We start from the raw sequence: 13,340 nt of genomic DNA on the forward strand, positions 1-13,340 counted from the left end.
CCTTGCGCTATCTGTGATGGAGCAGCCGGCGTACGACGACGGCAACATGATCGATGTCGGTGGGTGCCAACGTGCCGAGACTTCGGCTGACGCGGCGGGACGAGATGGTCCTGGGCTGTTCGCACATCACCCAGGACGGACGGTTGAGCCGATGGGTCGGAGCACGGGTCACGGGCACGTGATGGGGGAGCGCGCGATCCCGGCTCGTGATCGGGCACACCACCAGGAGCCGGCCCGCGACGAGCTGGTCGTAGCCGGTGTTGGAGATCACCACAACGGGACGTAGGCCGCCCTGTTCGTTCCCGGCGACCGGATCGAGATCGACGAGGAGCACCTCGCCTGGCGTCACGCCTGCTCCTCGGCGTATTCCGGCCACTCAGGGGCGCCACTGCCCAGGCCGTCGGACGCGGTGACGTCCCAGTCGCCGGCCTCGCGCAGATAGTCCTCCCACTGCTCGGGGTCGGCCTGAAGCCGGGCGGCGGACTGCTTGGCGTTATGCCACCAGTGGCCTTCCTCCGCTTCCTCGACGAGGGCGGACAGCTCCGCGCCCAGGGTACGGCCGTGGCTGGTGGCCAGCGCCATCAGCCGATCGCGTACATCGACCGGGAGCTTCATCGTCGTCATGGTGACCATGCCGATGAGTTTACTAAGAAGTTTACCAGCTGACATACCGCCAGGCGACGAGCCGCGCTGGCTCCCTTGGTCCCGCGAGGGCCGCACGGTCAGGAGAAGACCACGGTGGAGTTGCCGTGGCGCAGGACCCTGTCCTCGCAGTGCCAGAGCACCGCCCGGCTCAGCACCAGCCGTTCGACGTCGGCGCCGCGCCGCTTGAGAGCCGCGATGTCGTCGCTGTGCCGGACCCGCACGACGTCCTGCTCGATGATCGGGCCTTCGTCGAGCTCCTCGGTCGCGTAGTGCGCGGTCGCGCCGATGAGCTTCACACCGCGTTCCTTGGCCCGTTCGTAGGGGCCCGCACCGGCGAACGCGGGCAGGAAGGAATGGTGGATGTTGATGACCGGGCAGCCGACGCTGTCGAGGAAGCCGGCCGAGAGGATCTGCATGTAGCGGGCGAGCACGACGAGGTCGAAGTTGCCCCGCAGCAGCTGCAGCTGCCTGGCCTCGGCCTCCGGCTTCGTGTCGCGGGTCACCGGGGTGTGGACGAACGGCACGCCGAACGTCCGCACCCCGCTCGCGAGGTCGGCGTGGTTGGAGACGACCAGACCGATGTCGACCGGCAGTTCGCCTCGCCGGGCACGCCAGAGCAGGTCCAGCAGGCAGTGGTCGTGCTTCGAAACCATGATCGCTACACGCTTCGGGGTGGACGCGTCACAGAGGGACCACTCGGTCACCTCGAACTTCTCGACCAGCGCTTTCGCGAAGTCCTTGGTCATGTCGTCGAGGTGGGCCTGCAGGTGGGGCCGGTGGAAGGTCATCCGCAGGAAGAACTGGCCGCCCACCGGGCCGGTTGTCGCCTGGTCCGATTCGACGATGTTCGCCTCGTGATCGGTGAGGAACTGGGACACCGCGGCGACGATTCCGGGGCGGTCCGCGCACTGGACCGTGAGCCGGCCGAGATCGGACCGGGCCGGTACGGCGCCGCGTGGCCATACCGGTGACGGCTGTCGGTGCTTCTCCGCGTCGATCAGGGCCCTGTCCGGCACAAGGTCCTCCCAAAAAGATCGCTGGGTGCGGCGGCCGGCGGTCTTCCTGGACGAAGCCGTCATGGGCCTTGAGCCCATGCTAGGGACACGGCCTCGGGAGGGCCGGCGACCCACCGCGTCACCGGCCAGGCCCAGGGGGACGTATCGGAGACGATCTTCAGCTGTCGTGGACGGATCTTCGGTCTCGTGGGCGCGCGCGACGGCATCCGCACGGAACGCGGGCGTGTGGGCCCGCGTACAAGGTGCTACGCCACCGCGCGCCCACCGGAAGCGCGCGTACCGGTTCATTGCCGGCGGTGGTCGGGCGGGCGTCGTCCATCCGCCGCTCGCTCGCGACGCGCAACCGGGTTGTACGTGTTTGTACATGCGGCATTTTTCTATGCATATAAACATATTTATATATATAAATTAGTGTTTTGTTGTATGAAGACGTTTCAGCGTCGGGCGTTCCTCGTCGGAGGTATCGCTGCGGCCGGGGGGCTCGCCCTCCCGCTACGGGCGCTCTCCTCGGTCCCGGCCGCGCGGGCGGCGGCCAGCACCATCCCCTACCCGTTCACCCTCGGCGTGGCCTCCGGCGAGCCGGCGCCGGACAGCGTCGTGCTCTGGACCCGGCTGGCCCCGTCCCCGCTGAACGCGGACGGGCACGGCGGCATGGCGAACACGGACATCGTGGTCGACTGGCAGGTGTCCGCGAACCCCGCGTTCGCCCCGCTCGTCGCGTCCGGCTCGGTCACCGCGCAGTACGCGCAGGCGCACTCGGTGCACGTCGTCGCCGGCGGGCTCGCGCCCGACGCCGAGTACTACTACCGGTTCCGCGCGCAGGGGCACATCTCGGCGGTGGGCCGCACCCGGACCGCCCCGGCGTTCACCGCCGTGGGACGGGACCTGACGATGGCGTTCGCGTCGTGCGCGCACTACGAGTCCGGTTACTACACGGCGTACCGGCGGATGGCGGACGACCGCCCGGACCTGATCCTGCACCTCGGCGACTACATCTACGAGGACGCCACCACGACCGGGTCGGTGCGGGAGCACCTGGGCAGCGAGATCGTATCGTTGGCCGACTACCGTCGCCGCTACGCGCAGTACAAGGCCGACCCCGACCTGCAGGCGGCGCACGCGGCCGCGCCATGGCTGGTGGTGCCGGACGACCACGAGGTGGAGAACAACTACGCCAACATGGTCCGGGCCGACAACAGCCCGGCGCTGACAGCCGCCGAGTGGACAGCCCGGCGGACAGCGGCCTACCAGGCCTACTACGAGAACATGCCGCTGCGCCCGTCGGCGGCGCCGGCCGGGAACAGCATCCCGCTGTACCGGCGGGTGCGCTGGGGCACGCTGGCCACCTTCCACATGCTCGACACCCGGCAGTTCCGTGACGACCAGGCGTGCGGCGACGGCTGGAAGGTGTGCTCGGACGCCGACCTGGCCAGCCGCTCCCTGCCCGGCACCACCCAGGAGGCCTGGCTGCTCGACGGCTTCGCCCAGCACCTCGGCACCTGGGACATCGTCGGCCAGCAGGTCTTCTTCGCGCGCCAGTTCGACGCCTCGGGCGCGGGGAACATGGACGCCTGGGACGGCTACCGCGCCTCCCGGGCCCGCATCCAGCAGGGCTGGGCCGACCGGGCGGTGCGCAACCCGGTGGTGCTCACCGGGGACGTGCACTCCTCGTGGGCCAGCAACCTCAAGGCCGACTACGCCAGCCCCTCGTCGCCGACGATCGGTACCGAGCTGGTCTGCACCTCGATCTCCTCCGGCGGCAACGGGTCCGGCTCGACGGCCATCCCCAACGGCGCCACCAACCCGCACATCAGGTTCTACTCCGACCGCCGCGGATACGTCCGTACCACCATCACCCCCGCCCACATCGCCGCCGACTTCCGCAGCGTGGCGACGGTGACCGAGCACGGGGCGGCCGCGGCCACCGTGCGTTCGTTCGTCATCCAGGACGGCCAGCCCGGGCTCGTCGACGCGTGAAGGGATTTCAGATGCGTGGTGCGCACGGGTTCGTCCCGTCAGGATTCGTCCCGTCGAAGCTCTTCTCACCGAGGACGGCGAAGGCTGTCCTGTCGAGGACCGCGGTCGTCTCATCGCTGTCGGCGCTGGTCGTTACCGCGACCTTCGTCGCGCCGGGCGGGTCCGCCGTGGCCGTGGGGCCGTCGGCCTGGCTGACCGCGAACAGCGTGGCGACCGGGGACCAGGACACCCCGGCCGTGGCCGCGAACCGCCTCGGCGACGTGGCCGTCGTCTGGGAGGACGACCGGGACTCCACCAGCCCCGACGACGACACACACAGCGAGATCTACCTGCGCCTGTTCCGTAACGGCGTGTCGAGCTACGAGATCAGACTGTCCGCGGGCGGCACGTCCGGTGTGAACTGGAAGCACGTCAGCCCGGACGTGGGGCTGGACGACCGCGGCAACGCGGTCGTGGTGTGGGCCGACGACCCCGACGGCAACGGCGTCTACAACATTCCCTACCGGGTCGTCTCCCCGGCCGGCACGGTCATCGGCTCCGGCTACGCCAACGGCAGCTCGGCCGGCCAGCAGCTGGCCCCGAAGGTGTCCGTCGACCCTGACGGCGCACCGGGCAGCACCACCGCGGTGGCCTTCACCGTGGTGTGGGAGGACATCCAGGGCACGGCCGCGGCGACGGTGAAGGCCGCCGGATTCACCGGTACGACCACGAAGGCGTACGAGGTGACGGTGAACGCCACCGGCGGATCGCACCACAGCCCGGACGTCGCGGTCTCCGCATCCGGGGAAGCGACCGTGGTGTGGGACGAGGACACCGACGCCAACGGCTTCTTCAACATCGGGCTGACCCGGCTGGCGAAGGCGAACGGGGCGGTGGTCCTCTCCCGGCGCTCGGCCAACACCCTCGGCGGTGGGCAGCAGCGGCACGCCGCCGTCGCCGCGAACACCAACGGTGACTTCGTCGTCGCGTGGGAGTCCGACCACACCGGCACGCCCGGGATCTGGGCCCGGTCGTTCGCCGCGGACGGGACCGGCCGGCACGCCGAGGTGCAGGTGTCGACCGGGACGGGCGCGGGCTCTCCCGCCACCGGCATCGACGACCAGAACAACGCCGTGGTCGGCTGGTCGGTGGGCGGCGCCGACCCGGCGGTCTGGGCCGGTGGCCTCAACCCGGACGGCACCACCGCCGGCCGGCTGCCGGCACAGTCACTCAGCCAGGCGACCACCGGCCGCCAGGAGCAGATGGCGGTGGCCGTGTCGCCGTGGGGCCAGCTGGCCCTCGCGTACACCGACGACAACGACGGCAACTCGTTCGACCAGGTGATCCTCGGCCTCGGCGCCAGCAACTCCGACTGGTAGCGAGCGGCGCGGGCCGGGTCCCGGGCCACGGACCGGCCGGGTACGGGCACACGCCGTACCCGGCCGGCGGTCCCACGGGCGGATCAGGCGGGCGGATCAGACGAGCGGATCAGGCGCGAGGGCTGCCGCTCGTCGGCCCGTGCGAGAGTGGACGGGTGTGGGTGGGAGTGCTCGGCGCACTCGAGGTGCGAGAGGACGACGATCACGAGATCGACATCCCGGCGGAGCTTCGAGGGGGCGGAAGCGGCGTCCCGGACGGGCCGTGGCGGCGTGCGGCGGCTCCAGGGGAAGATCCCCGGATGGGCAGCGCCCGGAGGGGCCCTGGCGACATGTGTCGAGCTGGTCAGCGGCCGCCCGTCGCGGCGCGGCGGGCGAATTCCTCGTGGGTGACGTGCTCGGGGCAGTCGACCCTGATGTCGGACGGCCCGAGGCGGTGGTCGAAGAAGGTACATCGATGGACGGCGGGTCTCGCCCGGCGGACCGCGGGCTCGAAGTGGTGACAGGTGGTACATGCCCGGGTCACGCTGATCAGATGCTCGGAGTGCATGCGTTCCAGCACGTCCAGCAGGGCCGCGAGCAGCTGCTCGCCGTCCGGGCGGTCGATCCGTGACGTGGCGGCCTCGACGGGGGCGGTCCAGCGCGACACCGCGCGCGCGGTCCGCCGGCCGTCGGCGGTCAGGTGGAGCCGGTAGTGGCGCCGGTCGTCAGGGTCCCGCTCGCGTTCGACGAGGCCCTTGCGGCGCAGGGCCTGCAGGGCGTCGCTGACGGTCGGGTCGGTGACGTCGAGCTCACGAGCCAACGCGCTGGTCCGGGCCGGTGGGGGCGGCCCGGCGTGGAGGCGGACGAGGACCCGCAGCTGGGTGGGGGAGAGGTCGTGCGCCTCGGCCGCGCGACGGGCCAGCACCTGAAGAGCCCCTCCGATCCGGTCGAGGGCGGCGACGATCTTCGCGTCGAGTCCTGGGTGGCGCTCCTCGGGGGTACCCGGCGGCCTCACGCGCACGGCCCGTGTAACCGGGGCGGCGTGGCCCGGTCGGCGCCGACGGCGGGGAGCCTCACGCGTCCCGTCACCGTGCGGGCCCCGCCTGTCGTCGGCACAGCCGTCTCCCGTCATCGTGATCTGTGGCTACCGGCGCGTCGCGGGCCGCCCCCGGCGCCGGGTCACGGCGGGGACGCCGCTGCCCACCAGTGGACCTTGGCAAGCGAATTGTACACCCAGTAATTAGGAGTCCTTTACATGATGGAAAGAGCGCAGGGGCCGCCCGCCCTGCCGGCGGGAGCGGGCGGAGCGCGTCCGAGGTATGGGCCAGATTGGTTACTTTCTGTCAGTACGGGTGTGGCGGCGGGCCACAAGGTACGCCAGCCGCGGCGATCGCGGTGATCGCGGTGATCGCGGCGTTGCCGGGGAGAGCCGGTGGCAGGCTCGCTGATAGCGGGCGCGCGGCCACCGTGCCGGCGGCCCGGACGCCTCAGCCGGAACCGCGGGGGATGCTGCCCGGCGCCTCCCGCACGCGGCCGCCGGACAGCCCGCCGGGGGCGCCTCGACCCGGGCAGGGTCACGCCCGGTAGCGTGCGGATGGTGATGGTTGCGCGGTTCCCGGGCCTGGCGCGGGTGGCGTCACGCCTCGTCGCATTCGTACATGTCACATTCGTACATGTCACATTTATGTATGTCGTATTCGTATGTGTCACATCCGCGCGTGTGAAACCCATACGTCCGGGATGTAGTATTTTCACACGTCAGGGTGGTTGTTGAGGTGGGTCTGGCATTCCACGTACGCCGTATCGCGCCTGGTGATGCCGAGCGGTTGCGCGGTGTCCGCCTGGCGGCGCTGGCCGACGCGCCCGGATCCTTCTGGCAGACCCTGGCGGCCGAGAGCGCCCGGCCCGGCGCGGACTGGCAGGCCCGCGCGTCACGGAACGCGATGGGCGACGCGCACGCCACGTTCCTGCTGGAATCGGATCACGACGCGACGGGCGACGGGTCGTCCAACGCCGCGACGGGCGGCGCTCCCGTGGCCGGCGGCGCTCCCGTGGGCGGTGGCGTCGTGATGGGCATGGTGGACGTCTATCGGCCGTCGCTGGCGCCGGAGTTCCGGGAACTGGCCGCGATGTGGGTCGCGCCGGCCATACGCGGCACGGGCGCGGCCGGCGCCCTCCTCGACGCCGCCGTGGACTGGGCGCGGACGGTGGGCGCTATCGGCGTCCGGCTGTGGGTCGTGCCCACCAACACGGCCGCGGTCCGCCTCTACGCCCGTCACGGCTTCGAGCCGGCCGGCGACCCGGAACCCGACACGGACGATGGCGGCGGCGGCAAAAGCTACCTGCCGATGCTGCGCACCCTGGACGAACGGGCGGCGGCATCACCCACGTTCGTGACCCGCGCACTGGCCCCGTGGACCGACGAGTCGACCTGAACGGCTCGGCCAGCGTCGTCGGCCCGGTCGGCCCCGCCGGCATCCGGGGAGCGGGCCCGGCGCGGACAGCGGCTGACCCAGCGGGTCACCGTGTTCCGGGCCGCCCGTTGCTCCCGGACGCATACCGCGCACAATCACCGACATGAGCACAACGGGGGCTGACAGTGTGATCGCGGCCCAGCAGCGGTGGTCCGTGGCCGCGACGAAGGCGAAACAGCGCATCCGCCGGGGCCGGCGGGCCGCCCTCGGGCTGGGCGTGGCCGGCACGGTCCTGGTGACCGCCGCCGCGCAGGCCGACGGGAGCGTGGGCCGGGTACTGGCCGGGCTGGCCGCCGCCGCCCTGGCCAGCGTGCCGATCGTGGCCGGTTTCTTCGCCGGCCCCGAGCGCACCCGGACCTGGACACAGTTACGTTCGGTCTCCGAACGCATAAGGGCCGAGATCTCCGTCTATCTGGCCGGCGTCAGCCCCTACGACGGCTCGCCGGCCGAACGGGCCCGCCAGCTCCTGGACAACGGCGAGAAGATCCAACAGGATGCTGGCATTGACCCGCCCGCGGCGCTGGTCAGCGGCCCGCCGTCCCAGCGGCTGCCGGAGGCCGGCAGCCTCGACGCCTACGTGACCTACCGGGTCGACGACCAGATCGGCTACTACGAGTCGCAGGCCGCCGCCGCCGAGCGGCACATCATCCAGTTCCAGTGGGCCGGGCTGGCCACGAGCCTCGCCGCGGCGGTGCTCGGCGCGCTGGAGGCGGCCACGGGCGGGGCCGCGCTCACCGCCTGGGCGCCGGTGATCACCATGGTGGGGGCGTCGGTGGGCTCGTACGCGGCCGCTTCGCGCTACGAAGACGACGCCCGCGCCTACAAGCAGACCGCCCGCCGGCTGCGCTTCCTGCGTGACCGGTGGCGGCTGCCCCTCCCGGCCGGCACCTCCGCCGCCGAACGAGCCCGGCTGGACACCGTGTTCGTCACTGGCTGCGAGGAAGCGATCGCCATCGAGAACCAGACCTGGACAGCCCGCTGGAACGCCGACGGCTCCGTGACACCCGCCAGCCCGGCCGAACAGCCCGCCTGACCGTCCCGGAGCCCACCGGTTACCTGGCGCTGCCTGCTGCCCGCCCGTTGCCTGGGGCTGCCGCGCTGGCGGCGTGGCCGCGGTGCCGCGCTGGCGGCGTGGCCGCGGTGTCGCGCTGGCGACATGGCCGCGGTGGGGGAGGCGCGCGTCCGGTTATGGTCAGGCGCTGAGGAGGCGCTGGTGGACGACCGTCACGTGCCGGACGACCGGGTGAGCCGGGCCAGCACCGACACGACGACGGGTCCGGCCGCCGCCGTGTCACGACAGGCCGCGCCGCCCGGGCCACCGGTTGACCCGCTGAAGCTGACCCTGCCCAGGGGCGGGGGCGCGCTGCGCGCCATGGGCGAGAAGATGAACCCGGTGTCGACGCACGGCACGGCGGGATTCTCGGTTCCCGTGCCGGTGCCGCCGGGGCGCGGCGGTCTGCGTCCCGAGCTCACGCTGGCCTACTCGTCGGCGGCGGGTAACTCGGTGTTCGGTCTCGGCTGGGACATCGGCCTGCCGTCGGTGACCCGCGGGACCGAGAAGGGGCTGCCGCGCTACCTCGACGACGACCGGTTCGTGCTCGCGGGCGCGGAGGACCTGGTGCCGGTGGACGGCGGTGCCGGCCTGGTGCCCGCGGCGGCGCCGGCCGCCGTCCCGTTCGGCGGCAGCGGTGTGCTGACGTTCCCGGCCCGGTTCCGGCCGCGGACGGAAGGCGCGTTCGCCCGGATCGAACGGCACGCCGTCGCCGGCAGCGGGGAGACGTTCTGGTCGGTGCTGTCCGCGGGGAACGTGCTGACCGTGTTCGGCCGGAGCGCGCAGGCCCGGGTCAGCGACCCCGACGATCCCGGCCGGGTGTTCGAGTGGCTGGTCGAGGACGTCTTCGACGACCGCGGCAACCGCGTGCACTACCGCTATGTGGCCGACGACGACGCCGGGGTGGACACGACGGCGGCGCACGAGACGCACCGGGCGGGCCGTCCGCAGGCCCGGCGGTACCTCAAGGAGATCGCCTACACCGTCGGCACGCCGGTGGCCGACCGGTTCACCGCGCCGCTGATCGACCATGCCGACCCGCACTGGCGCGCCGCGTTCCGCTTCCTCGTCGTCTTCGACTACGGCGACCACGGCGATCGCGACGACCACGGGGGCCCGGCCGGCCCGCTGCCCACCCGGGCGTGGCCGGCGCGGGCCGACGCCTTCTCGTCCTACCGCTCCGGGTTCGAGATCCGCACGCGGCGCAGATGCGAGCGGATCCTGGTCTTCCACCAGTTCCCGGCCGAGCTCGGCGTCCCGGCCAGCCTGGTCAGCGCGACGGAGCTGGGCTACGGGGAAGCGGGCTCCCCGGACGGGGCGGGCTCCCCCGGCGGTGGCGCCTCCGACGGGCTCGTGGCCACCCTCCGTTCGATCACCCAGGTCGGCTACGGCGGTGACACCGGGATCGACGGCGGCGACGGCGGCGACGGTGGCGGCGACGGTGGCGGCGACGGCGGCGCGGCCGGTCCTGGCGCGGGCGGTCCGGTCGCGGGCGCCGGCGCTGGTGCCGGCCAGCGGCTCCCTCCGATCACGTTCCGTTATCGTCAGTGGGCGCCCTCGCCGCGGGTCCGTGAGCTCCCCAAAAGCTCCTACGACGGCCTGCCGGCCGGGCTCATGCCGCCGTACCAGTGGGTGGATCTCGACGCCGACGGCGCGGCCGGGGTCCTCGTCCAGGCGGGCGGTGGCTGGCAGTACCGGTCGAACCTGGGTGCGGGCACGCTCGCCCCGCCCCGGCCGGTGCACGCGCACCCACAGTCACCGCCTGACGTCCAGCCGTCGTTCGGCCACCTCTTCGGCGACCACCGGCTCACCGTCCTGGTCCGGGACGGTCGCACGCCCCGCTATTCGGTACGTGACCCGGACGGCCAGCGGTGGGCGCCGTTCGCCACGTTCCCGCGGCATCCGGTGCTGGACTGGGACGATCCCGACCTCCGCCAGGTCGACCTGGACGGGGACGGGCTGCCCGACCTGCTGCGCACACTCGGTGACACGCTGGAGTGGTATCCCTACCTGGGCCAGGAAGGCTGGGACACCGCCCGCCGGGTCACCCTCGGCCCGGACGAACGCCGCGCGCCGACAGTCGTCCTCCGCGACGCCCGGCACGCGGTGTTCCTCGCGGACATGTCCGGTGACGGCCTCGAGGACCTGGTACGGGTCGGCGACGGCGCGGTCCGCTACTGGCCGAACCTCGGCTACGGCCGGTTCGGCCCGATGGTGACGATGTCGCGGCCACCGTCCTTCGACCCGTACGACGAGTTCGACCCGGCCCGTGTGCACCTGGTGGACGTCGACGGCACCGGCCCGGCGGACCTGGTCTACGTCGGCCGGCGCGGCGTGTCGTACTGGCCGAACCTGGCCGGTAACCGGTGGGGAGCCGAGTTCACCATCACCGGGCTGCCGGTGGCGGACCACGTGGCGTCGGTGGCGTTCGTCGACCTGTTCGGCGCCGGGACGCGCTGCCTGGTCGTCTCCTCGTCGCTGCCGGACGCGGCCGGTGTCTCGCTGCGCTACGTCGACCTCATGCCGGATGGCAAGCCGTACCTGCTGACCGGGGTGGACAACCACCGCGGGCTCACCACCGAGATCACGTACAGCACGTCCACCCGGTACGCGCTCGCCGACCGCCGCGCCGGCCGGCCGTGGCGCACCCACCTGCCGTTTCCCGTCCACGTCGTCGCCGCCGTCACGACCACCGAGCACACGACCGGGGTGGCCACCACCCGCTCGTACCGTTACCGGGACGGGTACTTCGACGTCGCCGACCGGGAGTTCCGCGGTTTCGGGTACGTGGAGGTGGCCGACGTCGACCGGTACACCGCCCTGTTACCGGCCCCCGACAGCCCCGGCGCTCCCGGCGGCCTGCCCGTCCCGGAGCCGACGGCGTTGCCCCCGGTGGTCACCGCGACCTGGTACCACACCGGTTCCCCGGGGGGCCCGGCGCTGGAACGGGACGTCCCCGAACTCACCGACATCGCGGGTATCGCCGGTATCGCCGGTCCTGTCGGTCCCACGGATCCCGCCGCCGCGGCTCCCGGGGACGACGAGCGGATTCGGCGCGAGCTGCTGCGATGCCTGCGTGGCCAGGTCCTGCGGGAGGCGGTCTACGCCCTCGACGGCACACCGGCGTCCGCGTTCCCCTACGTCGTCACCGACCGGACCTGGCAGGCGCGGCTGCTCGAACGGGGGGTGGGCGATCGGGACGGATATGCCGTCACGCTGGCCGTGCCCCACCAGACCCTCGAACGCCACCTGGAACGCCAGCCGGTGCCCGAAACGCTGCGCTGTCCCGATCCCGAGCGGTGGCTGGGCCCCGCCGCGGACGCCGCGGCAGGTGGGGGACCGGGAGACGCTGCCCCGGGAGACGGTGGCCTGGCCGGCGCCGGACCGGGAGACGCCGGTCCGGTGGCCGCCGAGCCGGCGCGGGCGATCCACACCCTCGCGGCGCGGGTCAATGACTTCGGCCAGGTCGAACGGTCGGTGACGGTCGCCTACGGCCGCGCCGACGCCGCCGCGTCCGAGGCGCAGCGGGCCACCCTGGTCACCGCCACCGCCGTCACCTTCGGTAACCTCGTCGACCGGTCCGACCGGCGGCGCGTCGGCGTCCCGGTCGAGGAGCGGCATTTCGAGGTCCTCGGTCACCCTCCGCTGCCCGCGTCCGGCCGGTTCGACGCCGCCACCCTCGCCGGCTTCGCCGCCGCGCCCGTCGCGCCCGCCGCCGGGCCGGCCGAGCCCGTCGGCCCGGTCGGCCCGGCCGAGCCCGTCGGCCCGGTCGGCCCGGCGGGTCCCGTGCCCCCGGCCCACGTCCTCCGCCGGCGTAAGCGGAGGGTCACCCGCGCCCTCTACTGGGACGACGACGCCCGCCGCGAACTGCCCTTCGGCTCGTTCACCGGACGTGCGCTGGCCCGCCGCACGGTCGCGGCGGCGCTCACCGCCGACCAACTCGCCGACGTCGCCGCCGACCTGGACGCGGCCACGATCGTCACCGACGGTCACTACGAGTCGGCGCCGGACGGTGACGGCGAACCGCTGTGGTGGGTGTCGTCGCCGGTCAGCCAGCCCGACCCGGCCGCCTTCTTCGCCCCGACCGCCCAGGTCGACCCGTTCGGCCTCGGCATCTTCGCCGGCCTGGACGTCCACGCGCTGCTGCCCGAACGGCTGCTGGTCACCCGCGCGGCGGCCGTGCCGGGAACCGACCGCTTCACCGCCGACCCGGCCGGGCCGCGGTGGAACCTGTCGCGTGCCACCAACGACTACCGGACGCTTACGCCACGGGCTGTCACCGACCCGCACGGCACGGTCGCGGCCGCCCGGTTCGACGCGCTCGGCATGGTGACCGCGACCCGGCTGACCGGCGCCGCCGGGGAGGGCGCCCCACCAGGCGAGTGGGACCACGAGTACACCCTCGACCTCGCCGCCTGGGACGAGCGGGGCGTCCCGAACTCGGTCCGCACCCGGTCACGGACCGCCGACGCCGCTGGCAGCGACTGGACGGAGTCGGTCACCTACTTCTCCGGGGCGGGCGTGGCCGTCCAGACCAAGGCGCAGGCCGAGAGCGGCCCGGCGCCGTTCCGCGACCCGGCCGGCGCGCTGGTTGTCGACCCCGCGACCGGGCGGGCGGCCGTTCGGGACATGGCCGGGCCGCGCTGGATCGGCACCGGCCGCACCGTCTTCGACGGCAAGGGCCGGCCCGTCCGCCGCTTCGATCCCTACTTCGCCCCGGACGACCGCTACGACACCGAGACCGAGCTGGTCGAACTGGGCTTCCCGACGACGCTGCGTTACGACCCGGTCGACCGGGCCACCCGAATCGACTTCCCGGACGGCACCCACACCAGGGCCG

The 13,340-nt window shown here is 72.9% G+C and carries 9 protein-coding genes; 5 read left to right on the plus strand and 4 right to left on the minus strand.

Going from position 1 to position 13,340, the window contains the following annotated elements; translation table 11 throughout:
* Positions 1 to 7: 7 nt before the first annotated feature.
* From AC5LUJ_RS14440 to purU, 3 genes are all read right to left on the minus strand, one after another.
* Positions 8 to 349, minus strand: coding sequence for a type II toxin-antitoxin system PemK/MazF family toxin (locus AC5LUJ_RS14440; protein ID WP_250292213.1), 342 nt, complete (start codon positions 347 to 349; stop codon positions 8 to 10).
* A complete protein-coding gene (locus AC5LUJ_RS14445) occupies positions 346 to 633 on the minus strand; it encodes a hypothetical protein (RefSeq protein WP_493465093.1) in 288 nt (95 codons plus the stop codon). Before AC5LUJ_RS14445 ends, AC5LUJ_RS14440 begins: the two co-directional genes overlap by 4 nt.
* A gap of 89 nt (positions 634 to 722) precedes the next feature.
* Positions 723 to 1,661, minus strand: a complete 939-nt coding sequence (gene purU, locus AC5LUJ_RS14450) for a formyltetrahydrofolate deformylase (protein ID WP_250292211.1) — start codon at positions 1,659 to 1,661, stop codon at positions 723 to 725.
* A 423-nt stretch (positions 1,662 to 2,084) separates the two neighbouring features.
* Here purU and AC5LUJ_RS14455 point away from each other — a divergent pair, with 423 nt between their 5' ends.
* Positions 2,085 to 3,638, plus strand: coding sequence for an alkaline phosphatase D family protein (locus AC5LUJ_RS14455; RefSeq protein WP_250285775.1), 1,554 nt, complete (start codon positions 2,085 to 2,087; stop codon positions 3,636 to 3,638).
* 11 nt (positions 3,639 to 3,649) lie between these two features.
* Entirely contained in the window at positions 3,650 to 4,996 is a 1,347-nt protein-coding gene (locus tag AC5LUJ_RS14460; protein ID WP_250285776.1) for a hypothetical protein, read from the plus strand.
* 343 nt (positions 4,997 to 5,339) lie between these two features.
* Here AC5LUJ_RS14460 and AC5LUJ_RS14465 read toward each other — a convergent pair whose 3' ends face one another.
* The gene (locus AC5LUJ_RS14465; protein WP_250292209.1) at positions 5,340 to 5,990 is read right to left on the minus strand and encodes a MarR family winged helix-turn-helix transcriptional regulator; all 651 of its coding nucleotides are present in this window, start codon (positions 5,988 to 5,990) and stop codon (positions 5,340 to 5,342) included.
* Between the two features lie 760 nt (positions 5,991 to 6,750).
* On the opposite strand from AC5LUJ_RS14465, the gene AC5LUJ_RS14470 reads away from it, so the two are divergent.
* From AC5LUJ_RS14470 to AC5LUJ_RS14480, 3 genes are all read left to right on the plus strand, one after another.
* Complete coding sequence (locus AC5LUJ_RS14470) at positions 6,751 to 7,410, plus strand: GNAT family N-acetyltransferase (protein ID WP_250285778.1); 660 nt, start codon at positions 6,751 to 6,753, stop codon at positions 7,408 to 7,410.
* A gap of 142 nt (positions 7,411 to 7,552) precedes the next feature.
* Positions 7,553 to 8,482 (plus strand): DUF4231 domain-containing protein, encoded by a 930-nt coding sequence (locus tag AC5LUJ_RS14475; RefSeq protein WP_250285779.1) that lies wholly within the window; start codon positions 7,553 to 7,555, stop codon positions 8,480 to 8,482.
* Positions 8,483 to 8,662: 180 nt separating this feature from the next.
* The coding region (locus AC5LUJ_RS14480) for a SpvB/TcaC N-terminal domain-containing protein (protein ID WP_493465094.1) at positions 8,663 to 13,340 on the plus strand (4,678 nt) is incomplete at its 3' end.

The sequence above is a fragment of the Protofrankia sp. CiP1_Cm_nod3 genome, assembly GCF_982290655.1.

What these genes read in the sequence shown, in the direction of transcription:
- AC5LUJ_RS14445 (WP_493465093.1), bottom strand. Translation starts at nt 633, where the DNA reads ATGGTCACCATGACGACGATGAAGCTCCCGGTCGATGTACGCGATCGG.
- AC5LUJ_RS14455 (WP_250285775.1), top strand. Translation starts at nt 2,085, where the DNA reads ATGAAGACGTTTCAGCGTCGGGCGTTCCTCGTCGGAGGTATCGCTGCG.
- AC5LUJ_RS14460 (WP_250285776.1), top strand. Translation starts at nt 3,650, where the DNA reads ATGCGTGGTGCGCACGGGTTCGTCCCGTCAGGATTCGTCCCGTCGAAG.
- AC5LUJ_RS14475 (WP_250285779.1), top strand. Translation starts at nt 7,553, where the DNA reads ATGAGCACAACGGGGGCTGACAGTGTGATCGCGGCCCAGCAGCGGTGG.